The following is a 26569-nucleotide window of genomic DNA, read 5'->3' on the forward strand; positions in this document are numbered from 1 at the left end:
ATGGAACCGTTGAAAAACAAGCAGGCCGGGTTGCCCCGGCCTGCTTTTGAACTTTGGTGCCGCATAACGGCATGTAACTGATTAGTTACATGGTGCTTCATAGATGCGGCCATAATTATCGCGATAACGGCAATATTCCACGCCATTGCGCGACTGCGCCGCACCGACCAGCGTACCGGCAACGCCGCCAATTGCGGCACCTGCCAGGGCGCCGCGGCCGCTGCCTGTAATAGCACCGCCTGCTAGCGCGCCAAGAGCGGCGCCGCCAACACCATAACCAGCGGTACGCTTTTCCGAAGTCGTGCATGCTGCCATCGAGAACGCGAACACGCCGACAATTGCAATCATGGAAAGACGTGATTTCATGAAACAATCTCCTGTAAGAGTTGACATAACCACCGACTTTGCGTCCCCAATTTCGGCGTAAAGCAGATGATATCCGCTTGAGTCATTTACAATACATTTTGCTTGCAAGCGTCAAGCGTTTTCGGGCGCTAAGGTTAGCGCCCATCATCGAACGCCATTGGCCCCAAATTAGCCAAGAGTATCGCAAGACCAGAACGCATGGTAACGTGAAGAGTTCCATGCACTATATTCGAAACGGTCCACGAGGAACCGAAGGGCAAGGTCACATTATCTAACGGCCACTGCGCATTTGTGATTGAAAGCCCTTCAACAGTGCAGAAATTCACGACACTGAAAAGCGTTCCCTCTGCAAAATCATAAGCGTGACGTCCAGCCACAAGAGGCCATGCTTCTTCCGTGCCGCTGGTAAGAAAGATATCGCGGCCCCTGTTCGCCTGCGCTGCTGCCATCGTCAGATGCAGTAATGTGTGGTCCGTGCGCGCCCCCCCGAAAGCGCCGCAAAGAATGGCCTTGGTCGCCCCACGCTCGAAGGCTTCTTCCAGCGCCAGTTCTCCGTCCGTCATATCCTTGGCGCACGGAAAGGTCTTTTGCGGTATATGCGCATATCGTTTGCGCAAATCTTCCGATGTCGAATCAAAATCTCCCAGCCATAGTTCCGGCTCCACGCCGAGCGCTGCCGCATGACGGATGCCGCTATCAGCCGCAAGAACATGCGCGCCGGAAATCTGACGCTTCAACCGTTCGGTAACGGCGAGATCGCCGCCCAGAAGAATGATGAATGTGCTCATAAGCCGCTCATAACACGAGCAAATCGCAGCCGGAAGCCCAGTTGTGGAAGCGAAGCCTCTCCCTTGCCCTTCTGGCAGGAAAGCATTATCGTCACAATTGCTCTAACGGGGTGCCATTCGCTGTATGAATGGCTGAGAGGCCGCGCTCCGGCCAACCCGCAGAACCTGATCCGGTTTGCACCGGCGGAGGGATTAGATGCTGCCCGATATCCAGATAACGGCGCTCAATCCTCTCGAATATGAAGAAAGGAAGTTCCGTTATGCGGTTTTTATCTTTACTCGCCTTTTCCGCAATCATGGTCCTTGCACCGGCTGCGCAGGCGAAAGACAAGCTCACGATCTACACCTATGACAGTTTCGTTGCAGAATGGGGACCCGGCCCCAAGGTGAAGGAAAACTTCGAGAAGGAATGCAACTGCGAACTCGAATGGGTCGCTTCCGCCGATGGCGTCGCCCTTCTCAACCGTCTCAAGCTTGAAGGCGGCAACACCAAGGCCGATATCGTGCTTGGTCTCGACACGAACCTAACGACCGAAGCGCGCGCTACCGGCTATTTTGCACCGAGCCTCGTCGATCAGGCCAAAATCAGCGTGCCTGGCAACTTCAGGGACGATATTTTCGTACCTTATGATTACGGTTATTTCGCCGTGGTCTATGATTCGGAAAAGCTTGCCCGTCCGCCGCAAAGCCTCAAGGAACTGGTGGATGGCGACCCGTCACAAAAGATCATCATACAGGACCCGCGCACATCCACGCCCGGCCTCGGCATTTTGCTATGGATGAAATCCGTCTATGGCGATCAGGCTGGTGAAGCGTGGGAAAAGCTTCAAAGGCGTATCCTGACCGTCACGCCCGGCTGGTCGGAAGCCTATGGGCTTTTTACCAAGGGCGAAGCGCCAATGGTGCTGTCCTATACGACCTCACCCGCCTATCACATGATTGCAGAGAATACGCAGCGCTATAAGGCGCTGGCCTATCCGGAAGGAAATTACCTCCAGATCGAACTGGCAGCCCAGACCGCGCGCGGCGCAAAAAACCCGCTGGCGCAGAAATTCCTCGCCTTCATGACTGGGCCGGGTTTTCAGGATGTCATTCCCGAAACCAACTGGATGTTCCCGGCAGGCCAGACATCGACGCCCCTGCCCGCAGCTTTCGATCAACTGCCAAAGCCTGAAAAGGCACTTCTCCTGCCACCCGACGAGGTTGCGAAAAATCGCAAGGCATGGGTCGACGAATGGCTGGCTGCGACCAGCAAATGATCCGAACCGGAATACATAACCGCCTGACTGCACCTCCTGTGGTGAAATCATTCGCGGGGGGTGCAGCACTCATCCTGCTTGCAGCACTCGCTGGTGGTTCCCTTGTCGCACTCGGTCTTGAAGCCAGCAGTTCCGACGAGGCCTTCAATTTCGATGCCTATCTGTTACGGGTCGCGCGTTTCACGGTTTTGCAAGCCGTAGCCTCAAGCCTCCTGTCGGTCGCCTTTGCAATTCCGGTCGCGCGCGCCCTCTATTCGCAAGCGCGCTTTCCGGGACGCGGCCTGATCCTGCGCCTTTTCGCTCTGCCTTTGGCTTTGCCCGCACTTGTCGCCGTTCTCGGCGTTACAAGTATTTATGGACGCAACGGCTTTATTGCGCAGGCATCGCAATGGCTCGGCTATCCCTTGCAGCCCGACATTTACGGCCTGACCGGCATTCTCATCGCGCACATCTTTTTCAACATGCCGCTGGCCGCACGGCTGATTCTGGCAGCGTATGAATCCATCCCCACCGATTACTGGAAGCTCGCGGCTCAATTAGGTATGAACAATAGAGCGCGTTTTCGCCTCATCGAATGGCCCGTTATCCGCCGTAACCTGCCCGGAATGACCGGCCTTATTTTCATGCTGTGCGTTACGAGCTTCACCACGGTTCTGACATTGGGGGGCGGGCCGCGCGCCACGACGCTGGAAGTTGCGATCTACCAGAGCCTGCATTTCGATTTCGACCCAGCCCGCGCTGTTGCTCTCACCTTCACCCAACTGGCCTTGACGCTTCTGATCCTGCTTGCACTGCGCCTGACGGGGCGGCCATCGGAGGAAGGCTTCACGCTCGCGACCAGCGTGCGCCACTACTCAAAACCACCAACGTCCGAGCGCCTCTTTAATGTCGTCGTCATCGCAATCGGATTTCTCTATGTGGCCCTGCCGATTGCCGGTGTCGTCGTTTCCGGGCTCGCCGCCGATCTAGTCCGGCTTCTGAGCGAGCGAATCGTCTGGCGCGCTATCGGTACCAGCATCGTGCTTGGCTTCTCGGCGGCATTTCTTTCCGTTATCCTGTCGCTTGCGCTCGTGATTGCCCGCGAAGCGGCCCGGAGTGCCCGGCTGGCCAGCTTCTTCGACACCGGCGCGAGCCTCATTCTGGTCATGCCGCCCATCGTCATTGGCGCGGGCTGGTTCATCCTGCTGCGCCATTTCACCGATCCATTCGGCATGGCGCCCATTATGGTCGTGACCGTTAATGCGGCCATGGCGATGCCCTTTGCGGTGCGGCTTCTGCGCCCGGCCTGGGATACGGCGGCGGCGCGCCATAACAAGCTTTGCGCCCAGCTTGGCATTCATGGCCTCAGCCGGCTGAAACTTGTCGATTGGCCATCGATCCGCAAGCCTTTCGGCATGGCTTTCGCTTTCGCCATGGCGCTTTCGCTGGGAGATCTCGGAACAATCGCCCTTTTCGGCAGCGATGCGCTACAAACCCTGCCCTATCTGCTGTTGCAGCGCATGGGCAGTTATCGCACATTCGACGCAGCGGGCCTTGCGCTCATTCTCGGCCTGTTATGCCTTGGCCTGATGATGACCGCAGATCGCGCCGCCAGCCGTGAAAGTAAATCCGCATGACGACTTCGCCTTCTGCCGCAATCGAGCTGCGCGACGTGCATTTCAGCTATGGCGAGACTGTCATGCATTTTGACGCCCGCGTGCCAGGCGGCGCCATCACTGCAATCGTCGGCCCCAGCGGCTCAGGAAAATCCACCTTGCTCAACCTCATCGCCGGTTTCGAAACCCCGCAAGCAGGCCGCGTTTTCATTGGAGCCGCGGATATTACCGCGCTTCCCCCGGCCAGCCGCCCCGTTTCCATGGTGTTTCAGGAAAACAATTTGTTTGCACATCTGAATGTCGAACAGAATGTCGGACTGGGCCGTGCACCCAATCTCAGGCTGACACAACAAGACCGGCAAGCAGTGGCGGACGCGCTTGGTCGCGTGGAGCTTCGGGGCAAGGAGAAGCGCAAACCCGAAGCGCTTTCGGGCGGCGAGCGCCAGCGGGTCGCCATTGCCCGCGCTCTGGTGCGCGAAAGACCCGTATTGCTTCTGGATGAAGCTTTCGCGTCGCTTGGCCCGGCTCTGCGCCATCAAATGCTCGATCTCGTCCGGCAATTGCAAAGCGAGACCCAAATGACCGTGCTGATGGTGACGCATACGCCCGAAGACGCGCTTTATCTCGACGCATTGTTGCTGTTTCTTGATAATGGCCAAATCGCCGCGCAAGGCCCCGCGCGGGAATTACTATCACCATCTGGACCGGAAGCGCTCCGGCACTATATCGGGGAGCAGGCTTTGAATCTGAAATAGAGTTACACCAACGGACATATTTTGTTCGCAATCACCTTGAAGAACCACCTCCGGCAGTGATCTGCCGCTTGTACCTGTTTGCGTCTGTAGCTAGATTTGCGACAGATCGACCCGGTGCTGATTCAATTGCGAGGATAAGATACTGTTCCGTCAAAAGACCCTCATGCGGGCCTCCCTGTGTCTTCCAGATCTCCTGCCAGTATGGAGGCCGCGCAATTGGCGGCAACCGGCCACCGGACTCGGACTGCTGGCGGTTTCCCTCATATCCGGTTGCCAGTCGATCAATTCAAGCCGTGATCTCGGACTTCAACCATCCTCCAGTCCGGTAACGGTCGAGAACGTTACGCGCAACGACCGTCTGGCCCAGCTTGGCGCGCAGCAGCATCCGCGCATTCTCGCCACCTATGGCGGCGAATATAAAGACCCGAAACTAGAGCGTATGGTCGCCAAGATCGTCGGCAAGCTGACGACAGTCTCCGACAAGCCCGACCAGACTTACCGCATCACTATTCTTGATTCACCCAATATCAATGCTTTCGCATTGCCCGGCGGTTTTCTCTACATAACGCGCGGTCTTCTCGCGCTTGCCAACGATTCATCGGAAGTGGCGGCAGTCATTGCCCATGAGATGGGCCATGTGGTTGCTAATCACGGGATTTTGCGTCAGGAAAAGGAAGCCGAAACGGCAATTGCCGGTCGCGTGGCAAGCGAAGTTCTGCATAATGAGGCTGCGAGCCGTGAAGCGACCATTCGCGGCAAATTGCGTCTGGCACAATTCTCCCGCAATCAGGAGTTGCAAGCCGATGTCCTTGGCATCAGGATGATTGGCGAAGCCGGATATGATCCCTTTGCCTCGGCCCGCTTCCTGCAATCGATGGAAGCCTATACCAGCTTCCGTTCGGTCTCGGGAGCGACCGACGCAAGCCTCGATTTCCTTGCCAGCCATCCGGCAACACCGCAGCGTATCGAACTGGCCCTTGGCCATGCGCGCCGTATCGGTGCGCCGGGCGTGGGCACCGCCGACCGCGATCCCTTCCTCAACGGCATTGACGGGCTTCTTTATGGCGACTCACCCAATGAAGGCTATGTGCGTGGCCAAACCTTCCTTCATCCGAAACTGGGCGTAGCCTTCCGCGTGCCCGATGGCTTCAGCATCGACAATTCGGCCAATGCCGTCATGGCGAGCGGCCCAGGCGAGATCGCCATCCGCTTCGACGGCGCATCGCTGCCATCGGGCTCAAGCCTCACCGACTATATCCGTTCCGGATGGGTGAAGGGTCTCGACGAAAGCTCGATCCGGCCGCTGACGATCAATGGTATGCCTGCCGCCAGTGCGCGCGCCAGCGCCGACCGCTGGCAATTCGATATTGTGGTGATCAGTATAAACAATAAGGTCTATCGCTTCCTGATCGCAGCCCCCAAGGGAAGCGGCGCGCTGTCGCCTGCATCGCAGGCTGTCACCCAATCGTTCCGCCAGCTTTCAGACACCGAACGCGCTGCAATCAAGCCATTGCGCATCCGCGTCGTCACCGTGAAGCCAGGCGATACAATGGCAAGCCTTGCCGCGCGCATGCAAGACGCCACACGCAAGCTCGATCTATTCCGCCTGCTCAACGCCATGCCAGCAGGCGCGACCGTCTCGGTCGGCGACCGCGTAAAACTGATCAGTGAATAAGCCAGCAGAGGAACGCTCAAAATGAAAGTCCGCATTCAAGCTTTGCTTGCTGGCCAGATAGCCCCGCTCGGACCACGACAAGCGCCGAGCGGCATCGACAAGAAGCCGGTCATGCACAGCGTCAAAGTGCTGCGCGAGGGCCTTGAATGTGATGCCCAGGGCGACCGGAAAGCACATGGCGGGCCGGAAAAAGCCCTGCATCATTACCCGCATGATCATTATGCAAGCTGGCGTGAGGAAATTGGCGACAATTCGCGTCTCGATACAACCGGGGCCTTCGGCGAAAATCTTTCCACCACCGGACTGACAGAACAGAATGTAGCAATCGGCGACCGCTTCCGGCTCGGCAGCGCCGTGATCGAGGTTTCGCAGGGACGCCAGCCCTGCTGGAAGCTCAATGCACGGTTCGATCTGCCTGACATGGCGATCCGGGTACAGAAAACCGGACGCACTGGCTGGTATTATCGCGTTGTACAGGAAGGCACGGTTGCAGCAGGCGACACCATGACACTAATCGAGCGGCTCTCACCGGAATGGACCCTGCATCGCCTCTGGCACCTGCTTTATGTCGATATGCTCAATTATGACGAACTGGCCCTGATGGCCAATATTCCTCATCTGGCCGATGGCTGGAAGCGCTACGCCGTACGCCGTCTCGAAAACCGCAAGGTCGAAGACTGGTCGTCACGCCTGGAAGGGGAGAAACAATAGTTCTTTAGCCGCAGATTCACCGCTACAAGCGCTACGCTTGATAGGCCGCCATTTCATGCTGATCCAGCAGAGCCAGCTTCAGCTTTTCCAGCGCTCGGCTTTCAATTTGCCGGACACGCTCCTTTGATATGCCGAGTTTTTGACCCAGCGCTTCCAAAGTTACCCCGTCATCGTCGAGGCGGCGTTCGCGGATGATATGCAGTTCGCGCTCATTGAGGGAATCGAGAGCAACATGAAGCCAGCTCGCGCGGCGCTCCGTATCGATCGTGCTTTCTACAATCTCATCCTGCAACGGGCGATCATCGACGAGAAAATCCATACGGCGTGAAGCTCCCGATTCCTCATTGTTCATTGAGGCCGACAGGGAACTGTCCGGCCCAGAGAGCCTGCTGTCCATGAACTCGACATCTCTGGCCGAAACGCCAAGCTGTTCGGAAATTTCCCGATAGATTTGAGCCTTGCTCATCGTATCGTCTTCCTGCGCCAGTTTGGAGCGCAGCCGCCGCAGATTGAAAAATAGCGACTTCTGCGCCGAACTCGTCCCGCCCCGCACGATAGACCAGTTGCGCAATATATAGTCCTGCATGGAAGCGCGAATCCACCATGACGCATAGGTGGAAAACCGCACCTCACGCTCAGGATCAAAGCGCGCGGCCGCCTCCAGAAGCCCGACATAGCCTTCCTGAATGAGGTCGCTCATCGGCAGCTTGAACTTGCGGAAGCGTCCCGCCATTGAGATGACCAAACGCATGTGCGATGAGGTGATGCGATGGAGCGCCTCTTGATCCCTGTTCTCTTTCCAGCGGATAGCGAGATTGCGCTCTTCCTCACGCTCCAGATAAGGCGCGGACATCGCATTGCGGATCATGGACTGGGAAGATGCGGCGGGCGTCTGAAAACTACGTAAGGTGGATGGTGCCCGGACTGGTGGAACGGTGGAGGAACTGCCCGTGGATGACGGCTTCATCTGGTTCTCCTGTTCTGGCTGCGACGCCTTCAATACAATTGAAATGCAGGACCAAAATTCGCCAGCTCTGCCGGAACCGAAAAACGAATACTCCCTTCGTTCTCAATTCCTTTTCAGACCTGTTTCGAAGTCGGAGTAAAACGCCCCAAAACAAACCCGTTTTCGAACTGGTATTATGGAGAACGCGGAAAGAACCGTCCGGTTCCATCAAACAGGCAACAAATCCCCAATAGACCGAAAAAAGAAGACCTCAAACAATGAGTTCCACAACTCCGATATAGCTATGCATAAATAAAAAGCCCGGACTAAGCCGGGCTTTTTTAAAAGAAAAGGCAGGTTTTCTATGCTGCTTCGACTTCGTTGCCTGCAACGTCACCTTCGGCTTCGGTCTCTGCATCAGCCTTGCCGCGCTTCGGTCCCTTGGCGAGATTGGTTTCGATAAGGCGAACGGCTTCCGTCTCCGACAGCTTGTTCACGGCTGCTATTTCGCGCGCCATGCGGTCGAGCGCTGCTTCATAAAGCTGGCGTTCCGAATAGGACTGCTCCGGCTGGTTTTCTGCGCGGTGCAGGTCGCGCACGACCTCCGAAATGGAGATCAGGTCGCCAGAATTGATCTTCGCATCATATTCTTGCGCACGGCGCGACCACATGGTGCGCTTGACACGGGCGCGGCCCTGTACGACCTTGAGCGCGCGCTCGACATAATCCGTCTCGGACAATTTGCGCATGCCAATGCTGACCGCTTTGGCGACAGGCACCTTGAGGCGCATCTTGTCTTTTTCAAAATCGATTACAAAAAGCTCAAGTTTGTGGCCCGCCACTTCCTGCTCTTCAATAGCTACGATCTGACCCACGCCATGCGCTGGGTAAACAATGGATTCACCGGTTTTGAAACCCTGACGGGCGGGGGATTTCTTCTGCTGGGATGACATACGCTTCAATACTCCCTGTTGTGCCCGGCGTATTTCGCCGGCTGACACATGACACCGACCACACATCTTGTCAGAAGTGCGGAAGTCGTTATCGGTCCTGAACTGAAAGCGTTTTTGAAAAGCACAAACTTATTGACCGGGAGTTATTGGTGGGAAACGGTTGCGAAAATCGCAATAACCCATTCCCGTGCCATACAGCCCAGTAAAAAAGTGCAGCCTTTCAGAGATTAACGCGTTTGCGCCACGAGTTGACGTCCAGTCACCGAAATTATTAACGCAACCTAACACAATTTCGCGAAAGAATCAACAAATTGCCAAATATGTCGCATTTGGCAACTTTATGGCGCTGCCAATCAAGCTTTTTCATTGCCCGACGCAACCAGTTTACGGCAAAATCGTTGCCCGTATGGCGGTTTTAATCGCCCGTGCCGGGTTCCGGCGAGAAGAACTGCTCGAACTTGCCTGACGTGCCATCCATTTCCTTGGCTTCCGGCATCTCGTCCTTCTTGGCCGTGATATTTGGCCACTTCACCGCATATTCGGCATTAAGCTCAAGCCACTTGTCGAGACCCGGTTCGGTATCGGGGCTGATGGCTTCGGCGGGGCATTCCGGCTCGCAGACGCCGCAATCGATGCATTCGTCCGGATTGATGACGAGCATATTCTCGCCTTCATAAAAGCAGTCTACCGGACAGACTTCGACGCAGTCCGTATACTTGCAGCGAATGCAATTATCGGTCACGACATAAGTCATTGTCCAACTCCTATTGCCATTCTTGTGCTCAAGAAATGGCTTTTCTATCCCGAACTGGCCACTGCGGTCTTCCGATCGAACATCTGAAGTGACCCAGCCGCTGCTGCAACTGGACGCTATTGCGAGTCCAGCTCATATCCTTGCAATAACCATAGGTGAGGTAACGATTTTATGACCCCGTGACAAGGGTCCAATCGCCGCAATATGAATATCTCGCAAAGGTTTGAAACAACATTTCCTCAACGCAGCGGCAGCCGGAAAAGTCTTTTACTTTATGAGCTTATTGCGCAACTTCCGTTACAGCCGCTTCCATTCCTGCGGCATCACGTCCTGCCTCAAATGCGACATCCGGCGCGAAGACAGCCAATAAAACGTCATGTGTCCCGCAAGCGGTCCATATCGCGACGTTCTTTCTTGGTCGGTCGGCCAGCCCCGCTTTCGCGCCGGGGAGGCATCCCTTCCGTTGAATTGGAGCGTTCGACCGGCGGAGACATGTCTTCATAAAGAAGCCGGGCTTCCAGTGCCGGGCCGCGCCGCTCGGCGCACGAAACTATCTTGTAGACAAGAATACGCCGTTCAAGCGTGATGGTCAGCACGTCGCCAACCTTCACCGGGTAGGAAGCCTGATCGATCTTATCGCGATTGACGCGAACCTTGCCGCTGGCGGCGAGTTTCGCCGCCAGCGATCTGGATTTGACCACGCGCGCGAAGAACAGCCACTTGTCGATACGCTGTCTTGCAATCGCTTCGCCGGCCATTTTACTTCTTCAGTTGCTCCTTGAGCGCGAGCAGCTTCGCGAAAGGCGAATCGGGGTCGATGCGCGCAGGACGTTCCTGCTCGAACCGCTTGTTGCCCTGCTGGCCAGCATTCTCGCGCTTGGGCTGGCGATCGCGACCGCCGCCGTCACGCGGCTTGCCCTTGAAGCCCTCGCGCTTGCCCTGATTTTCGCTATTGTGACGCTTGTTCTTGTCGAAGCGCTTGCCACCCCCACGCTGTTCGGGAGCGCTCTGGCCCTCGCCCTCAGCCTTGCCGGCTTCGCCGCCGGAACCACGCTGCTGGCCACGATTATGCCGCTGCCGGTTCTGCTCCTGATTGCGGTTGCGACCCTCGAAGCGCCCCTGACGCCAGAGGAAGACGAGCTTGGGCTCTTCGGCCACAGCTTCTTCCTTGGCTTCGGCGACCGGCCCATCTTCTGATGCAATCTCGGCAACTGGTGCGGCTTCGACAACCTTCTCCTCAGCCCGTTCTCCGGTAGGCTTTTCCTCAACGACCGGCGCAGGCACCGGCTCTGCTGGCGGAACGGCGGGCTTTGCATCGACAACCGTAGCAGGGGTACTCTCTTCAGCAGCCTTGAAAACCGTCTCCTTGGCCGCAGCCTCCTCTGCAAAAGCATCGAGTTCGGCAAGCTTTGCCGCTACTTCGCCTGCATCGGCTTCCTCATGGCGATAGCCCAGGCTCTTGAGGATTTCTTCCATATCTTCGGAAGTCGCGCCAAGAATGGACATCATGGCAGGCGTTACGATGAAACGTCCGCCATTATAAGCGCCTTCCGGACGAGCGCCCGAGCCTGGACGCCAGGCAAGCGCCGGACGGATAAGATCGGCAAGGCGTTCCAGAATATCGATGCGCACAGCACGGCGACCGAGCACGCGATATCCGGCGAGACGATAGAACATCGGATCAAAAGCCGGGTCAACGACAGCAGATGTACGCCCCGCCGCCAGAACATTGACCACATCGCCATAACCGGCACGCTCACGCCCGTCATTCTTCAAGGCCCAGAGCAACGTGATGAGGCCAGCGGGAGCTGGCTTCAGCAGCATCGGCATGAAAACATGATAAGCGCCGAAGCGCACTCCGAGGCGGCGAAGTGCCGCGCGCGAATCCTGATCGAGACCACGCACTTCCTCTGCCACGTCACGGCGTTGGAGAATGCCGAGGTTTTCGACGATCTGAAACGCGAGACCGCGCGTCATACCGGTCAGCGCATCGGCGCCGGCAAGATCGGTGAGCGGCTTCAGGACGGTTTCGATATGATGCGCCACAAAGCGATCGATACGCGCGGCAACCTTATCGCGCGCGGGTCCGGTAAGCTGCTCATCGGCCAGAATGACCGCGCGCGGCTTGAGGGTTTCCTCACCCGCGACCAGCGAGGCGACTGTTGCCCCGACCCAGCGCAGCACGCCATCCGAACCCAGCGCGAAATCGGCATTAGGCGCTGCGGCAAAGCGCTCGGCGCGCCGTTCGAATTCGGCGGCGAGCGCCTTTTGTGCAACTCCCTTCACGGCCTTCGCGTCCGGCCCCTCGGCCTGAACGTCGGCAGTGAAACGGAACCCTTCCAGTTGCCCGACATTATGACCTTCGACAATCACGTCTCCGGTCGGGCTGATTTCTGCTTCAAGCATGGCATTCTCTCTCAGGCGCTTCATAAGCACGCTTGTCCTGCGGTCTACAAAGCGTTTCGTCAACCTTTCATGCAGCGCATCGGACAGTCTGTCCTCTATTTCGCGCGTCTTTTCCTGCCAGTGTGTCGGATCGGCAAGCCATCCAGGCCTGTGCGACACAAAAGTCCAGGTTCGAATTTGCGCCACCCGATGCGACAGAGCATCGATTTCTCCCTCTGCACTGTCCGCGAGGCGCACCTGTTTGCTCATATAATCTTCATCAACGCTCCCCCGGCGCACCAGATCCTGATAGATGGTTGCAATGATATCGGCATGTTGCGCCGGTGCAATCTTTCGATAGTCGGGAAGCGCGCAGGCATCCCATAAAAGTGCGATTCGCTCTGGCGTGGTGGCGAGCCGCGCAATGCTCTCGTCTCTCGACAGGTTTTCGAGAGCCTGCTGATCGACGGCGGGCAATGCCTTGGCAAGCCCTTCGATGGGACTGGGCGTTTCCAGTGATCGGCGCAGGGCATCGAACGACGAGAAATCGAAACGTCCGGTTCGCCATTGCAGAACTTTCACCGGATCGAAAGCATGGGCCTCGACCCGCTCGACCAGTTCGATGTCGAAGGGATCGACCTGGCCGGTCACTCCGAACGTGCCGTCACGCAGATGCCGCCCAGCCCGCCCTGCGACCTGCGCAACTTCGGCAGGCGTGAGATCGCGAAACTGATATCCGTCGAATTTGCGGTTCTGCGCGAAAGCGACATGATCGACATCGAGATTGAGGCCCATGCCGATAGCATCGGTCGCCACCAGAAAATCAACGTCGCCGGATTGATAAAGCTCGACCTGCGCATTGCGGGTGCGCGGGGACAGCGCGCCCATCACCACCGCAGCGCCGCCCCGCTGGCGGCGGATCAGTTCGGCAATGGCATAGACTTCATCTGCGGAAAACGCCACGATAGCAGATCGGTTGGGCAGGCGCGTAATCTTCTTCGATCCCGCATAATTCAGTTGCGACAAGCGCGGCCGCGTCACGACATTAATGCCGCGCAGCAACTTTTCCAGAATGTCGCGCATGGTGGCCGCACCCAGCAGCAAGGTCTCCTGACGTCCGCGCAAATGCAGGATGCGGTCAGTGAAGACATGGCCACGTTCCAGATCACCTGCAAGCTGCACCTCGTCGATAGCCACAAAAGCGACATCCGTGTGGCGCGGCATCGCCTCTACAGTGCAGACGGCGTAACGCGCGCCGGGCGGCACAATCTTTTCCTCGCCCGTCACCAGCGAGACATTGGCGGCCCCGACCTTTTCGGCCACCCGATTATAGACTTCACGCGCCAGAAGCCGCAGCGGCAAGCCGATCATGCCGCTTTCATGCGACAGCATACGCTCGATAGCGAGATGCGTCTTGCCGGTATTGGTTGGCCCCAGCACCGCCGTTACATCGCGGCCACTCAGGATCAGCGGCAAGTCATGGGCGGGGAGATGGTTCATGCCAATAATAGAATTCCCGAAACAAAGGCTATACGCGAAACCACGCGATAGCACTATATGACCTGAGCCGAAAGCCGCTCCTGTTAAGTTTCAATCAGTGTTTTAGCCGTCGTTTTCGAATTTAACAAACCCGGACTTTAACAAATAGAACGAGTCTGGAACAAATCGGCTACGAATCGCTGACACTTCATTCTTCGCCTTTTGTTCACGGCTACATATAGTATTCCTATCCCCAAGTCCCACAACATAGTGAATCTGACCTGTTAAGAACTTGTGTTTTAATGGAACAAACTGCTGCACCCGTTAACCTTTGGCGACTGTCCTTTACGACGTAAGGTCAATCGAGCAATAAATTAATAAAACCTCAATGTTTTCTTAAAGTTAATTAACTTCTCCATCACAAAAATCAGCCCTGCCGTTAACCTTCAGGCCAAAGCCGGAACGAATCGGCTACGAATCGCTGATGTGCAAATATTCCCTCTTTGTTCTCACAATATCTAGTGGTGAGTGAGTGCCGCTCCCATAGAATTTCACCCAATTGCTTCCGTTCCAGAAGCAAAATCCAGTCTGTTGTTAACTTTTACGCAAGAGACCTCTGGTTTTCAGGCCGAAATGCCAAGGGCGGCCATCGGGCCGCCCTGCACTATTTCTTTGTTTATTTCCGGCAATCAATCGCGTTCTACACACATGGCGACGCCCATGCCGCCGCCGATGCAAAGCGTAACAAGCCCCCGTTTGGCATTGCGCCTCTTCATTTCATAAAGAAGCGTCGTGAGCACGCGCGCGCCGGATGCACCGATTGGATGACCGATGGCGATTGCACCGCCATTGACATTGACGATTTCGGGATCAAGGCCCAGATCGCGCACCACCGCGCAGGATTGCGCCGCAAAAGCCTCATTAGCCTCGATCAATTCCAGATCGCCCACACTCCAGCCAGCGCGCTCCAGCGCTTTTTTCGTTGCGGGAATGGGTCCAGTTCCCATGATCGACGGATCGACACCAGCCGTCGCCCATGAAACGATACGTGCAAGCGGCTCGATACCGCGCTTCGACGCTTCGTCGCTATCCATCAGAACAACTGCCGCAGCCCCGTCATTAATGCCTGAAGCATTACCCGCCGTAACAGTGCCTTCCTTGTCAAAAGCGGGTCTGAGCTTGGCCAGCGCCTCTGGCGTCGTGCCGGGGCGGATATGTTCGTCTGCTGCAACAATGGTTTCGCCCTTGCGGGTCTTTACCGTGAACGGCACGATTTCCTCGTCGAACCGTCCGGCCTTCTGCGCAGCTTCCGCCTTTTGCTGCGATGCAAGGGCGAATTCATCCTGATCGCTGCGGCTCAGTTGCCATTGCCTGGCGATGTTCTCTGCGGTCGTTCCCATATGATAGCCATGGAAGGCATCAGTCAGGCCGTCCTTGAGCATCGTATCCACCAGCTTGAAATCGCCCATCTTCACGCCGCCGCGTAAATACGCACAATGCGGTGCCATGGACATGGATTCCTGCCCGCCCGCCACGACGATCTTCGCATCGCCGGAAAAAATCTGCTGCATCCCCAGCGCCACGGCGCGCAAACCGGAGCCGCATAGCTGGTTGATGGAGAAAGCCGTCGTCTCCTTGGGGCAGCCGGCTTCCATCGCCGCCTGACGCGCGGGGTTCTGCCCCTCGCCCGCCGTCAGCACCTGTCCCAGAATGACTTCATCGACATCGGCGGCTGCAACACCGACCCGTTCCAGCGCCGCACTGATCGCCACCGCCCCCAGTTCATGCGCCGGAACATTTGCAAAAGCGCCGTTGAATGTGCCCACCGCCGTGCGCGCGGCACTGGCAATGACGATGGTTTTCGAACCGTTAGCAGCAGTCATTCTTTCCTCCTTGAAAGCCCTTTGCGAGAGAGAAAGACCAAAATGCGCCTCTTGGCAAGTTTTGCATTCGGATTTCAGACATCGAAGATCCCGGCATCATGACCGACATCGTCTGATAATAACAAAAGCCGCTTCCGGCAAACCGGAAACGGCTTTTTGAAATATCGCTTCTGATTCCCGCAAGACTGCGGGGTCAGGATTTATTCCTTCGGTTCGATAACCTGACGGCCACGATACATACCGCTCTTCAGATCGATATGGTGCGGGCGGCGAAGTTCACCCGAGTTCTTGTCTTCAACATAAGTCGGTGCCTTCAACGCATCGGCCGAACGGCGCATGCCGCGACGCGATGGAGAAGTTTTTCGTTTTGGTACAGCCATGGATTCAGCTCCACTGATCGGTCAATAAAGGTCCGGCACGGCCCCGGCGGAGCCTGTCACAGCGGACAAAATTCCGGAAAGTCAGGTGCCTATACACGCTCTCGCGGCATTTGACCAGCGGGAGTCTGATCTTTTTTTCAGTCTGCCCATTTATCGCACACAAGTAACATAAGGCCCCGCCCTTGCCGCACGTCCCGAAAAGATGCGCGCGATGCGCTGCATGTTGCGTGTGGGCTTGGTCGGATCGCGCAGGATCGGATTGGGCAGTGTGATGGCCAGCAAGGATGACTGCCGCGCATTGAGCTTGGCTGCAGGCCGCTTGAAATGATACTGTGCGGCAGCTTCAATCCCGTAAATACCCGGCCCCCATTCGGCGATATTGAGATAGATTTCCATGATGCGCCGCTTCGAAAGAATCGCATCCGCGGCGATGGCGAGCGGAAATTCCAGCGCCTTGCGGATATAGGAGCGCCCGTTCCACAGGAAGAGGTTCTTGACCATCTGCATCGTTATGGTCGATGCGCCACGGCTCGGTGTCCCCTCGCCCGCATCGTCCAGAACGAGGCTGAGCTGGTGCCAATCCACGCCATCATGACTGCAAAACTGGCCGTCTTCCGCCATCATGACCGTATTGACCAGCACAGGGGCTATATCCTCGATATTCACCCAGCGCCGGTTCACATCCTGCAATAAGACCTTGTCCTTGACCATAAGCATCGAAACAGGGTGCACGGGGGTCACAGAATAGAGAAAAAGCAGCGCGAACGGCAAAAGGGCCAGAAGCAACAGGAACCTGAATGCAATCACAATCCGCCTGCCCCAACGCGGCTCAGCGAGATAATTGCGCCCACCCTTGCTCTTGATGATGACCTTCGCCACGACCTCTGCCCGCTTGCCTGCACCCTTTTGGCCATCCCTTAGCAGATTTGAACTCGATTCCATAATCTAAAGCATGTCTCGGAAAAGAGGGAGCCGGTTTTCGGAATAGGCGCAAGATGACTGCCGTATGAAAAAGCCTGTGCTCATCCTTCTGATCAGTTGACCCCGGCAGCGCTTTCGTCCATCCCGTTTACATGGAAAATCTCTCTGTCGATTTTGTTCGGTCTCTTAACCGACGCGCGCTCGAAGTCGAGACAATGCTGGCTGGCCTGCTGGATCATCGCGTGCGCACAAGCGAAGTCGCGCGGCCGCAGCGCCTGCTCGCGGCCATGCGCCATGGCGTATTAAACGGCGGCAAAAGGCTGCGGCCTTTTCTGGTAATCGAAAGTGCCGCCCTGTTCGGCAAAAGCGGCGAAGCGGTTCTGCGTGTGGCGGCTGCGCTTGAGTGCATCCACTGTTATTCTCTCGTCCATGACGACCTGCCCGCCATGGATAATGACGACATGCGCCGTGGTCAGCCCACCGTGCACCGGGCTTTCGATGAAGCTGCTGCCATTCTGGCAGGTGATGGTCTACTTACCTATGCATTCGACATTATCGCCTCGGACGGCACCGATCTGCCGCCGCAAGCCCGCGTGCAGCTTGTTGCCGCCCTTGCCCGCGCCGCAGGGATTGGTGGGATGGTGGGCGGTCAAGCGCTCGATCTGATGGCCGAAGCCGACAAGCCCGATGAAGCGGGCATCATCACGCTGCAAGCCATGAAAACCGGTGCGCTGATCCGGTTTGCCTGCGAGGCAGGTGCGATCATTGCCAATGCGCCGCGCGAGGACCGCGAACGCATGGCCGAATTCGGCTCGGCAATCGGCCTCGCTTTCCAGCTTGCCGACGACCTTCTCGACGTGACATCCGACGCCTCAGCCATGGGCAAGGCCACCGGAAAGGACGCAGCGGCAGGCAAGGCCACCCTGGTCTCCCTGCATGGCGTAAACTGGACACGCAGGCAGCTGACGGGCCTCGTCAGCCAGGCGGAAAGCCTGCTTGAGCCATTCGGCGAAGACGCCACCATCCTCAAACAGGCCGCCAACTTCATCGCGGACCGGCAAAGCTGATCAGGAAGCGATCTTGCGACCCAGCCCGAAGCGGTTTTCGATATAGTCGGCAACCATCTTCTGGAAGTCTTTGGCAATCGCCGGGCCGCGCAGGGTCGTCACCTTCTTGCCGTCGACAAAGACCGGCGCGGATGGTGTTTCCCCCGTACCGGGCAGAGAAATGCCTATATCGGCATGTTTCGATTCGCCCGGCCCATTGACGATGCAGCCCATGACCGCCACCGAAAGCGCCTCGACGCCCGGATATTTCTCGCGCCAGACCGGCATATTGCGGCGAATATCATCCTGAATGGTCTGCGCCAGTTCCTGAAATACGGTCGATGTGGTGCGCCCGCAGCCGGGACACGCTGCAACAATCGGAATGAATTGACGAAATCCCATCGTCTGCAACAGCTCCTGCGACACCTGCACCTCGCGGGTGCGGTCGCCGCCCGGCTCCGGCGTCAGTGAAATACGGATCGTATCGCCAATGCCCTGCTGCAAGAGAATGCCCATGGACGCTGAAGAAGCAACAATTCCCTTGGTGCCCATGCCGGCTTCGGTAAGGCCCAGATGCAGCGCATGGTCGCAGCGTTTGGCAAGCATCGTATAAACAGCGATCAAATCCTGCACCTGACTGACCTTAGCCGACAGGATGATCTTCTCACGCGCAAGCCCGATCTCCTCGGCGAGATTGGCCGAAATCAGCGCGGACTGCACAATGGCCTCGCGCATGACTTCCTGCGCGCTCAGGGGCGCGCCCTCGGCCTGATTGCGATCCATCAGCGTGGTCAGCAATTCCTGATCGAGCGAGCCCCAGTTCACACCGATACGCACCGGCTTGTCATAGCGAATAGCCATCTCGACAATATCCGCGAACTGCTTGTCTTTCTTGTCCTTGAAGCCGACATTGCCCGGATTGATGCGATACTTGGCCAGAGCTTGTGCGCATCCGGGGTGATCGGCAAGCAATTTATGGCCGATATAATGAAAGTCGCCCACCAGCGGCACGTCCAAACCGAGCCGTTCAAGCCTATCGCGGATTTTCGGCACGGCAGCAGCGGATTCATCGCGATCTACCGTTATACGCACGATCTCGGACCCGGCCTGATAGAGCGCTGCCACCTGGGCCACCGTGGAATCCACATCCGCCGTATCGGTATTGGTCATGGACTGGACGACAACGGGCGCGCCGGCACCGACCATAACGCCGCCGACATCGACACCAACGGACTGACGGCGGGGGAAAGGATGGGAGAAATAGTTGGGGGTCTCGAAAGACATATCGCTCTGTTCTTTGTCTGCGCAATTCAGAATGGAAAGCCGCTTCACACTTTCCTGGAATTGCTCCTGATCGGGCCTGCATTCAGGTGGCGCGGCGCGACGCATTTGTCAATGTCCATCCGCTTGTGATTTCCTCTATATAATCTCTTGCCGTTGCGCTGTCGCCCTCTCATTATACGACCATTGGCAAGGAGGATATAAGTCGATGAGCGCTTCCCCGGACCGCAAGACCGCAATCATTACCGGCTCCAATTCAGGCATCGGCCTTGCTATAGCCCATGCAGTTGCAACGGCCGGGTACAATGTCGTGATCAATTCCTTCACGGATCGGGACGAAGATCACACGCTGGCGGAGACAATCGCCAGAAAACATGGCGTTAAAGTGATCTATATTCAGGCCGATATGGCAAAGGCCGAAGAATGCCGCGCACTCATTGATAAAAGCATCGAAGGGCTGGGCGGCGCCGATATTGTCATCAACAATGCCGGTATCCAGCATGTAGCGCCGATCGAGGAATTTCCGCCTGAGCAATGGGACCGCATCATTGCAATCAACCTGACCTCCGCCTTTCATACCATCGCCGCAGCGATCCCGCATATGCGCAAAGCGGGATGGGGCCGCATTATCAATATCGCATCCGCCCACGGCCTTGTGGCCTCGCCCTATAAATCGGCCTATGTCGCGGCCAAGCACGGCATTATCGGCCTGACCAGAACCACCGCGCTGGAACTTGCGCAACATCACATCACAGCCAACGCCATCTGTCCCGGCTATGTGCTGACGCCGCTGATCGAAGCACAGATTCCTGACCAGATGAAAGCCTATAATATGGATCGTGAGACAGTCATTCATGATGTGATGCTGGAAAAACAACCAACGAAGCAGTTCGTCACTGCAGGCCAGGTCGGCGCTCTTGCCGCTTTCCTGCTTACGGATGCGGCAGCGCAGATCAATGGCGCGGCGCTGCCGGTCGATGGGGGCTGGACGGCGGAGTGAGTTTCAACCAGATCGAAACGCGCTCTAATGCTTGTGATCAGCGTAGCGCGCAAGCCCTGAAAAGGACACGACGATCAAAAGCAGCACCGGCATGACAACGAAAACCACGCCGAAACCGCTATGGCGCGCCACAAAGCCGATAAGCGAAGGCGCCACCAGCATACCCGAATAGCCAAGCGTCGTAGCGATGGACAGGCTGACGCCGGGATTGACGCCCGGCAGGTTCCCCGCCATGGAAAAGGCTATCGGCACCATATTGGAAATGCCGATGCCGCAAATGGCAAAGCCCACAATCACCGCATAGGGGTGACTGGTAAGCCCGGCAGTCAACAGGCCAACAATCGCAATCAATGTACAGACGCGCAGCGTCTTTACCGCACCGAAACGGTCGCGCACCAGATCGCCGGCAAAGCGCATGACCGCCATGGTGAAAGAAAAGGCTGCAAAGCCGAAGCCCGCCACCACGACCGAAGCACCCAGTTCGTCACGAAGATAATAGGCGCCCCAATCAAGGATCGCTCCTTCGGGGATCATGGAGAACAGCGCCATGATTCCAATCAGCCAGGGCAATGGATTGCGCGGCAATCGCAATTTCTGCTTCGGGCCGGATTGATGATCCGGCTGATCCGAAATAACTTTCGGCCATGCGATGGCAAGCAGGATAGCAGCCACGACCATCGTGATGACAGCATGGGTCGTCGCGCCGAAACGTGCGATCAGAAGACCGCCGGTTGCCGAGCCGATCAGCCCGCCGAGACTCCAGAAAGCATGGCAGGACGACATGATGGCGCGGCGCATGGATTTCTCCACTGCCACCGCATTGGTATTCATCGCCACATCCATGGCTGCGATTGTCCCGCCAAAATAAAGCATGGCGGCAATGGCCGCTGGAACGGTTGGAACCAGAGCGATGATGAGCAAGGCAGGCACGAGCCCAAGCGCGGCGATACGTGCAACGATGCGCGAACCGTGATGTGCCGACAGCGCGCCGGCAATAGGCATGCAAGCCAGCGATCCGACCCCGAAAACGAAGATCATCAGCCCCATTGCTGCGCTGTCGAAGCCGAGTCGTGCAGCAAATTCAGGGATTTTCGGTGCCCAGCCGCCAAAGATATAGCCGTTCATCAGGAACAGCAGGGCAATGGCCACGCGTTCTCTGGTGATAAGCGGCGGGGCTTTTCCCGCAGCGTTTTCCCGTCCGGCTAGCTGTTCCATTTCATCACTCGTCAATTCCGGTGCAGATCACTCCGCATAAACGATCAGCAGATCCTTGGCGTCAATCTGCTCGCCCGGGCGCGCCAGCACTTCGGCAATTGCGCCGTCGCGCTCGGCACGCAGCGCCGTTTCCATCTTCATGGCCTCAATAGAAAGCAGCACGTCGCCCGCTTTCACATTCTGGCCCTGCGTGACAGCAACCGTGGAGACAACGCCCGGCATCGGCGCGCCGACATGCTTGTCATTGCCCAGTTCGGCCTTGCGACGGACACCGCCTGAAGCGCCTTTGGCGCGGTTCGGCACCTTGACACGGCGGGGCTGGCCGTTGAGTTCGAAGAACACCGTCACCATACCTTTTTCATCCGTCTCGCTGATCGCCTGATTGACGATCACCAGTGTCTTGCCGCGTTCAAGGTCGACGAAGACTTCTTCTTCCGGCTTGAGGCCGTAGAAATAGACCGGCGTCGGCAGCACGCTTGTCGGCCCGTAATTTTCCTGCGCCGCCGCATAGTCGGTGAAGACCTTCGGATACATCAGCGCGGATGCAAATTCCTGATCGCTGATTTCGCGCTCGACGGTCAGCTCGACCGACTTGCGCTCAGCCTCCAGATCAGCCGGTTCCAGAAGCGAGCCGGGGCGTTCGGTGAACGGCTTTTCGCCCTTCAGCACCTTCTTCTGAAGCGCCTGCGGCCATCCGGCTGGCGGCTGGCCCAGATCGCCCCGCATCATCGAGACAACCGAATCAGGAAAGGCAATGTCCTTGTCGGGATTTTCGACATCGGCCACCGTCAGGTCCTGTGAAACCATCATCAGCGCCATGTCGCCCACCACCTTGGAGGATGGCGTCACCTTGACGATATCGCCGAACATGCGATTCACATCGGCATAGGCCTGCGCCACCTCATGCCAGCGGGTTTCAAGCCCCAGCGAACGCGCCTGCTCCTTGAGGTTGGTGAACTGCCCGCCCGGCATTTCATGCAGATAGACTTCCGAAGCCGGTCCCTTGAGGTCGCTCTCAAAGGCCGCATACTGATTGCGCACTGCTTCCCAATAGAAGGAAATGCGGCGGATGGATTCCGTATCCAGTCCCGGATCACGCTCGGAACCGTGCAGCGCCTCGACAATGGAGCCAAGGCAAGGCTGCGACGTGTTGCCCGAAAGCGCGTCCATCGCCGCATCAACCGCATCGACGCCCGCATCCACCGCCGCAAGCACGGTCGCCGCCGAAATGCCCGACGTATCATGCGTATGGAAATGGATCGGCAGATCGGTTTCCTCGCGCAGCGCCTTGAACAGCACACGCGCAGCCGCAGGCTTCAACAGCCCCGCCATATCCTTGACGGCAATAATATGCGCACCGGCCTTTTCCACCTGCTTCGCCAGGTCGGCATAATATTTGAGGTCGTATTTGGCGCGCTCGGGATTGAGAATATCGCCCGTATAGCAGATCGCCGCCTCGCAGAGCTTGTTCTCCTCCAGCACCGCATCCATCGACACGCGCATATTCTCGACCCAGTTGAGGCTGTCGAAAACACGGAACAGGTCCATGCCGCCGCGCGCGGCTTCACGGACGAAATATTTCACCACATTGTCGGGATAGCTTTTATAGCCCACGCCATTGGCGCCGCGCAGAAGCATCTGCAACAAGATGTTCGGCGCACCTTCGCGCACCTTCGCCAGACGCTCCCACGGATCTTCGGTGAGGAAGCGCATGGAGACATCGAACGTCGCCCCGCCCCAGCATTCGAGCGAAAACAGATTGGGCAGCGCCTGCGCGTAAGAATTTGCGATGCGCGCAATATCATAGGTACGCACGCGCGTCGCCAGCAGCGACTGATGACCGTCGCGCATGGTCGTGTCCGTCACCAGCACGCGCTTTTCATTGCGCATCCATTCGGCGAATTTCTTGGGTCCAAGCCTGTCGAGCAATTGCTTGCTGCCGTCCGCAGGCGAATGATCGCCAAACCACGGCACGATCGGCGTTGCGGCATCAACCGGCGGCTTCGCCCGCCCCTTGGTTTCGGGATGGCCGTTCACCGTCACATCAGCAACATAGGTCAGAAGCTTGGTGGCGCGGTCCTGCCGCTTCATCTGCGTGAAAAGTTCCGGCGTGGTATCGATGAAGCGCGTCGTATAATCGTTCGACAGGAATTTCGGATGATTGATGATCGCTTCGACGAAAGTCAGATTGGTCGCCACGCCCCGGATGCGAAACTCGCGCAGCGCGCGATCCATGCGCCGGATGGCTTCCAGCGGGGTTGCGCCCGACGCCGTGACCTTCACCAGCAGCGGATCGTAATAGCGGGTGATGACCGCGCCCGAATAGGCCGTGCCGCCATCCAGACGGATGCCGAAACCTGATGCCGAACGATAAGCCTGGATACGACCATAATCGGGAATGAAGTTCTGCTCAGGGTCTTCGGTGGTAATCCGGCACTGTAGCGCATGGCCGTTGAGGCGGATTTCTTCCTGCGGCGGCACCCCCGATTCCGGCGTGCCGATCACCGCTCCGTCGAGAATATGAATCTGCGCCTTCACGATGTCGATGCCCGTCACTTCTTCGGTGATGGTGTGTTCCACCTGAATGCGTGGATTGACCTCGATGAAATAAAAGGCCCCCGTATCGGTATCCATCAGGAATTCGACCGTTCCTGCACCGATATAATCGGTTGCGTGCGCGATCTTTAACGCATGGGCAGCCAGTTCCTGCCGCTGTGCATCGTCGAGATAGGGTGCGGGCGCGCGCTCCACCACTTTCTGGTTGCGGCGCTGGATCGAGCAGTCACGCTCATAAAGATGCACGGCATTGCCATGAGTATCGCCCAGAACCTGCACTTCCACATGGCGGGCACGCTCAACAAGCTTTTCGAGATAGACTTCATCCTTGCCGAAAGCAGCTTTGGCCTCGCGCCTGGCTTCCGTCACCTCACGCGCAAGGTCTTCCTCGGCACGGATGGCGCGCATGCCGCGCCCGCCACCGCCCCAGCTTGCCTTGAGCATGAGCGGATAGCCGATCTTGGCGGCAAGTTTCTTCACTTCTTCAATATCGTCAGGCAGCGGATCGGTGGCAGGCACCACCGGCACGCCAACCTCGACAGCAAGATTGCGCGCGGCCACCTTGTTGCCCAGACGGCGCATCGTCTCCGGCTTCGGCCCGATGAATATGATGCCGTTTTGCGCACAGGCTTCGGCAAATTCCGGGCTTTCCGACAAAAGCCCGTAGCCCGGATGGATGGCGTCCGCGCCCGAAAGCCTGGCGACACGGATGATCTCATCGATGGAAAGATAGCTTTCGATCGGCCCCAGATCGCGGCTCAGATGCGGCCCGCGCCCCACCTGATAGCTTTCATCCGCCTTGAAACGATGCAGCGAGAGCTTGTCTTCCTCCGCCCAGATCGCCACTGTTTTGAGACCCAGCTCATTAGCGGCGCGGAACACGCGAATAGCGATTTCTGAACGATTGGCGACCAGAATTTTTCTGATAGGCAAGGCAGAACTCCCATACTGCATCGATGAATTCGCATTTGCTTACCCTGCAATGGGGTGGAGTGCAAACGAACTGTGCAGCGGGCATGCAAAAACAAAATGCCCGGCCAAAAGCCGGGCATGATGAGGAATTCCAGTGCTTGTTAGAGCGCATCCCGAAAAGTGTGAAACGGTTTTCGGAAAAGATGCGCGTTAAAACAAAAGCCTGGAGCGCAGATCTGATTCAACCAGATCGAAACGCGCTCTAGGCTCTGGTCTTAGGCAATTTTACTTCTGGAAGTAATTATACTTGCCGTCATCCCCCTTGCGCCATTCGAACATGACATAGGGCGACAGGGTCGGATCGCCATTCTCATCGTAGGATACATCGCCGAGCACCGTCATGAACGGACCCTTGGACTTCAAGGTTTCCGCCACTTCCTGAGGATCGTTGCTGCTGGCGGCATTGGCTGCATCAACCAATGACTGCACACCAGCATAGGCATAGAACGTATAGGCTTCCGGCTCGAAACCCTTGTCGCGGAATGCCTTGATCAGTTCGGCATTGGCCGCATCCTCACGCGGATCTGGACCGAAGGTGTTCATGACACCCGCCACCGCATCGCCAGCAATGGAAGCCAGCTCGTTTGATACGATACCATCGCCGGAGATGAACTGTGCGTCGAGATTCTGGTCCGCCATCTGGCGGATAATCAGTCCGGCTTCACCATGCATGCCGCCCCAATAAACCACGGTGATGCCCGCCGCCCTCATCTTGGAAATCAGCGCCGAGAAATCCTTGTCGCCCTGATTGACGCCTTCATAAAGCGTTTCTTCCATGCCATTCGCATTCAGCGACTTTTTTGTCTCATCGGCAAGGCCCTGGCCGTAAGGCGTCTTGTCATGCAGGATCGCGACTTTGCCGTCCTTGTAATGATCAGCAATATACTTGCCCGCAACAATGCCCTGCTGGTCATCGCGGCGGCAGGTGCGGAATGTGTTCCACAATCCGCGCTCGGTAAAGGTCGGATTCGTGGTCCCCGGAGCAATCATCAGTACGCCGTTTTCAGCATAGATATCCGAGGTTGGAATGCTGACGCCGGAATTAAAGTGGCCAATCACAAACTGAACGCCATCACCGACGAATTTGTTTGCAACCGAGATGCCCTGACGTGGATCGGCGGCATCGTCACCATATACGATCGAGATCTGCTCGCCGTTCATCCCGCCTTTGGCGTTGGCTTCTGCAACCGCCGCCTCGACGCCACGCTTGATCTGCTCGCCAAATGCCGCCTGACTGCCAGTCAACGGCGCGCCAACACCGAGAAACACATCGGCAAACGACGTGCCTGCCATAGCTGCCAATGCCGAAAGGCAAACGCCGCAGAACAAAGATTTCTTCATTTCAATAAACTCCCACTAAATACGATCCCCGGACCAGATTCCGCAATCGTCAACTCCACCGAAAGAGAAACCCACCCTCCGGATATGAATGGCGAATGGAAAGCGGCGGTTCCGTCAACTTCCGCGCCGCGTGGTTCCGCTACACCCAGGTTTCTCCTCCGGGCACGAACTGCTTGCCGCCTGTTAGGTCAAACAATTTCGCATCCATAGATAAAGTGATATTAAAGCACCTTGTCCATCCCAAGAAATAAACAACTTCAAGGTTTTTATGCATGACATCATGCTGCAATCGAACATAAAAATAAAAA

The 26569-nt window shown here is 57.2% G+C and carries 21 protein-coding genes and 1 riboswitch; of the genes, 7 read left to right on the forward strand and 14 right to left on the reverse strand.

The window, feature by feature from the left end; all coding sequences use genetic code 11:
* Positions 1–81 precede the first annotated feature (81 nt).
* Both KUG47_RS14810 and KUG47_RS14815 read right to left on the reverse strand, forming a co-directional pair.
* A complete protein-coding gene (locus KUG47_RS14810) occupies positions 82–366 on the reverse strand; it encodes a glycine zipper domain-containing protein (RefSeq protein ID WP_217678749.1) in 285 nt (94 codons plus the stop codon).
* Between the two features lie 134 nt (positions 367–500).
* Complete coding sequence (locus KUG47_RS14815; RefSeq protein ID WP_217678750.1) at positions 501–1154, reverse strand: thiamine diphosphokinase; 654 nt, start codon at positions 1152–1154, stop codon at positions 501–503.
* A 96-nt stretch (positions 1155–1250) separates the two neighbouring features.
* Positions 1251–1363: riboswitch (TPP riboswitch) on the forward strand.
* Between the two features lie 51 nt (positions 1364–1414).
* Between KUG47_RS14815 and thiB the strand changes: the two genes are divergently transcribed.
* The 5 genes from thiB to KUG47_RS14840 all read left to right on the forward strand — a co-directional run bounded on the left by thiB (position 1415) and on the right by KUG47_RS14840 (position 7149).
* Entirely contained in the window at positions 1415–2413 is a 999-nt protein-coding gene (thiB, locus tag KUG47_RS14820; protein WP_217678751.1) for a thiamine ABC transporter substrate binding subunit, read from the forward strand.
* The gene (gene thiP / locus KUG47_RS14825) at positions 2410–4029 is read left to right on the forward strand and encodes a thiamine/thiamine pyrophosphate ABC transporter permease ThiP (protein WP_217678862.1); all 1620 of its coding nucleotides are present in this window, start codon (positions 2410–2412) and stop codon (positions 4027–4029) included. Before thiB ends, thiP begins: the two co-directional genes overlap by 4 nt.
* A complete protein-coding gene (locus KUG47_RS14830) occupies positions 4026–4763 on the forward strand; it encodes a thiamine ABC transporter ATP-binding protein (RefSeq protein ID WP_217678752.1) in 738 nt (245 codons plus the stop codon). Before thiP ends, KUG47_RS14830 begins: the two co-directional genes overlap by 4 nt.
* Before the next feature lie 163 nt (positions 4764–4926).
* Positions 4927–6438 carry a cell division protease CdlP gene (gene cdlP, locus KUG47_RS14835; protein WP_217678753.1) on the forward strand — a complete coding sequence of 504 codons (1512 nt, stop codon included), beginning with the start codon at positions 4927–4929 and terminating at the stop codon, positions 6436–6438.
* 21 nt (positions 6439–6459) lie between these two features.
* Positions 6460–7149: an MOSC domain-containing protein gene (locus tag KUG47_RS14840; RefSeq protein WP_217678754.1), complete on the forward strand. Its 690-nt coding sequence runs from the start codon at positions 6460–6462 to the stop codon at positions 7147–7149.
* Positions 7150–7180: 31 nt separating this feature from the next.
* Here the strand turns inward: KUG47_RS14840 and KUG47_RS14845 are convergent, their stop codons facing one another.
* From KUG47_RS14845 to mtgA, 8 genes are all read right to left on the reverse strand, one after another.
* On the reverse strand, positions 7181–8116 hold the full coding sequence (locus KUG47_RS14845) for an RNA polymerase factor sigma-32 (RefSeq protein WP_217678755.1): 936 nt from the start codon (positions 8114–8116) through the stop codon (positions 7181–7183).
* Positions 8117–8457: 341 nt separating this feature from the next.
* A complete protein-coding gene (locus KUG47_RS14850; RefSeq protein WP_217678756.1) occupies positions 8458–9048 on the reverse strand; it encodes a CarD family transcriptional regulator in 591 nt (196 codons plus the stop codon).
* A gap of 415 nt (positions 9049–9463) precedes the next feature.
* Entirely contained in the window at positions 9464–9802 is a 339-nt protein-coding gene (gene fdxA / locus KUG47_RS14855; RefSeq protein WP_217678757.1) for a ferredoxin FdxA, read from the reverse strand.
* 374 nt (positions 9803–10176) lie between these two features.
* Positions 10177–10560, reverse strand: a complete 384-nt coding sequence (locus KUG47_RS14860; RefSeq protein WP_217678758.1) for an RNA-binding S4 domain-containing protein — start codon at positions 10558–10560, stop codon at positions 10177–10179.
* Position 10561: 1 nt separating this feature from the next.
* Positions 10562–13687, reverse strand: a complete 3126-nt coding sequence (locus KUG47_RS14865; protein WP_217678759.1) for a helicase-related protein — start codon at positions 13685–13687, stop codon at positions 10562–10564.
* Between the two features lie 668 nt (positions 13688–14355).
* Positions 14356–15549 (reverse strand): acetyl-CoA C-acetyltransferase, encoded by a 1194-nt coding sequence (locus KUG47_RS14870; protein ID WP_217678760.1) that lies wholly within the window; start codon positions 15547–15549, stop codon positions 14356–14358.
* Positions 15550–15749: 200 nt separating this feature from the next.
* A complete protein-coding gene (gene rpmF, locus KUG47_RS14875) occupies positions 15750–15929 on the reverse strand; it encodes a 50S ribosomal protein L32 (RefSeq protein ID WP_217678761.1) in 180 nt (59 codons plus the stop codon).
* 150 nt (positions 15930–16079) lie between these two features.
* Positions 16080–16808 (reverse strand): monofunctional biosynthetic peptidoglycan transglycosylase, encoded by a 729-nt coding sequence (gene mtgA / locus KUG47_RS14880; RefSeq protein WP_340162815.1) that lies wholly within the window; start codon positions 16806–16808, stop codon positions 16080–16082.
* A 194-nt stretch (positions 16809–17002) separates the two neighbouring features.
* On the opposite strand from mtgA, the gene KUG47_RS14885 reads away from it, so the two are divergent.
* Entirely contained in the window at positions 17003–17917 is a 915-nt protein-coding gene (locus tag KUG47_RS14885; protein ID WP_217678763.1) for a polyprenyl synthetase family protein, read from the forward strand.
* Here KUG47_RS14885 and ispG read toward each other — a convergent pair whose 3' ends face one another.
* Positions 17918–19180 carry a flavodoxin-dependent (E)-4-hydroxy-3-methylbut-2-enyl-diphosphate synthase gene (gene ispG, locus KUG47_RS14890; protein WP_217678764.1) on the reverse strand — a complete coding sequence of 421 codons (1263 nt, stop codon included), beginning with the start codon at positions 19178–19180 and terminating at the stop codon, positions 17918–17920.
* Between the two features lie 205 nt (positions 19181–19385).
* On the opposite strand from ispG, the gene KUG47_RS14895 reads away from it, so the two are divergent.
* A complete protein-coding gene (locus KUG47_RS14895; RefSeq protein WP_217678765.1) occupies positions 19386–20177 on the forward strand; it encodes a 3-hydroxybutyrate dehydrogenase in 792 nt (263 codons plus the stop codon).
* Positions 20178–20201: 24 nt separating this feature from the next.
* Here the strand turns inward: KUG47_RS14895 and KUG47_RS14900 are convergent, their stop codons facing one another.
* From KUG47_RS14900 to KUG47_RS14910, 3 genes are all read right to left on the reverse strand, one after another.
* Positions 20202–21392 carry an MFS transporter gene (locus tag KUG47_RS14900; RefSeq protein WP_217678766.1) on the reverse strand — a complete coding sequence of 397 codons (1191 nt, stop codon included), beginning with the start codon at positions 21390–21392 and terminating at the stop codon, positions 20202–20204.
* Positions 21393–21419: 27 nt separating this feature from the next.
* Positions 21420–24902, reverse strand: a complete 3483-nt coding sequence (gene pyc, locus KUG47_RS14905) for a pyruvate carboxylase (protein WP_217678767.1) — start codon at positions 24900–24902, stop codon at positions 21420–21422.
* A gap of 243 nt (positions 24903–25145) precedes the next feature.
* The gene (locus tag KUG47_RS14910) at positions 25146–26261 is read right to left on the reverse strand and encodes a branched-chain amino acid ABC transporter substrate-binding protein (RefSeq protein ID WP_217678768.1); all 1116 of its coding nucleotides are present in this window, start codon (positions 26259–26261) and stop codon (positions 25146–25148) included.
* Positions 26262–26569 lie beyond the last annotated feature (308 nt).

Origin of the sequence: Falsochrobactrum tianjinense, assembly GCF_019100495.1 — a bacterium.
In the GTDB taxonomy this organism is placed as follows: domain Bacteria; phylum Pseudomonadota; class Alphaproteobacteria; order Rhizobiales; family Rhizobiaceae; genus Brucella; species Brucella tianjinense.

What these genes read in the sequence shown, in the direction of transcription:
- KUG47_RS14810 (WP_217678749.1), bottom strand. Translation starts at nt 366, where the DNA reads ATGAAATCACGTCTTTCCATGATTGCAATTGTCGGCGTGTTCGCGTTC.
- KUG47_RS14815 (WP_217678750.1), bottom strand. Translation starts at nt 1,154, where the DNA reads ATGAGCACATTCATCATTCTTCTGGGCGGCGATCTCGCCGTTACCGAA.
- thiB (WP_217678751.1), top strand. Translation starts at nt 1,415, where the DNA reads ATGCGGTTTTTATCTTTACTCGCCTTTTCCGCAATCATGGTCCTTGCA.
- thiP (WP_217678862.1), top strand. Translation starts at nt 2,410, where the DNA reads ATGATCCGAACCGGAATACATAACCGCCTGACTGCACCTCCTGTGGTG.
- KUG47_RS14830 (WP_217678752.1), top strand. Translation starts at nt 4,026, where the DNA reads ATGACGACTTCGCCTTCTGCCGCAATCGAGCTGCGCGACGTGCATTTC.
- cdlP (WP_217678753.1), top strand. Translation starts at nt 4,927, where the DNA reads ATGCGGGCCTCCCTGTGTCTTCCAGATCTCCTGCCAGTATGGAGGCCG.
- KUG47_RS14840 (WP_217678754.1), top strand. Translation starts at nt 6,460, where the DNA reads ATGAAAGTCCGCATTCAAGCTTTGCTTGCTGGCCAGATAGCCCCGCTC.
- KUG47_RS14845 (WP_217678755.1), bottom strand. Translation starts at nt 8,116, where the DNA reads ATGAAGCCGTCATCCACGGGCAGTTCCTCCACCGTTCCACCAGTCCGG.
- KUG47_RS14850 (WP_217678756.1), bottom strand. Translation starts at nt 9,048, where the DNA reads ATGTCATCCCAGCAGAAGAAATCCCCCGCCCGTCAGGGTTTCAAAACC.
- fdxA (WP_217678757.1), bottom strand. Translation starts at nt 9,802, where the DNA reads ATGACTTATGTCGTGACCGATAATTGCATTCGCTGCAAGTATACGGAC.
- KUG47_RS14860 (WP_217678758.1), bottom strand. Translation starts at nt 10,560, where the DNA reads ATGGCCGGCGAAGCGATTGCAAGACAGCGTATCGACAAGTGGCTGTTC.
- KUG47_RS14865 (WP_217678759.1), bottom strand. Translation starts at nt 13,687, where the DNA reads ATGAACCATCTCCCCGCCCATGACTTGCCGCTGATCCTGAGTGGCCGC.
- KUG47_RS14870 (WP_217678760.1), bottom strand. Translation starts at nt 15,549, where the DNA reads ATGACTGCTGCTAACGGTTCGAAAACCATCGTCATTGCCAGTGCCGCG.
- rpmF (WP_217678761.1), bottom strand. Translation starts at nt 15,929, where the DNA reads ATGGCTGTACCAAAACGAAAAACTTCTCCATCGCGTCGCGGCATGCGC.
- KUG47_RS14885 (WP_217678763.1), top strand. Translation starts at nt 17,003, where the DNA reads ATGGAAAATCTCTCTGTCGATTTTGTTCGGTCTCTTAACCGACGCGCG.
- ispG (WP_217678764.1), bottom strand. Translation starts at nt 19,180, where the DNA reads ATGTCTTTCGAGACCCCCAACTATTTCTCCCATCCTTTCCCCCGCCGT.
- KUG47_RS14895 (WP_217678765.1), top strand. Translation starts at nt 19,386, where the DNA reads ATGAGCGCTTCCCCGGACCGCAAGACCGCAATCATTACCGGCTCCAAT.
- KUG47_RS14900 (WP_217678766.1), bottom strand. Translation starts at nt 21,392, where the DNA reads ATGGAACAGCTAGCCGGACGGGAAAACGCTGCGGGAAAAGCCCCGCCG.
- pyc (WP_217678767.1), bottom strand. Translation starts at nt 24,902, where the DNA reads ATGCAGTATGGGAGTTCTGCCTTGCCTATCAGAAAAATTCTGGTCGCC.
- KUG47_RS14910 (WP_217678768.1), bottom strand. Translation starts at nt 26,261, where the DNA reads ATGAAGAAATCTTTGTTCTGCGGCGTTTGCCTTTCGGCATTGGCAGCT.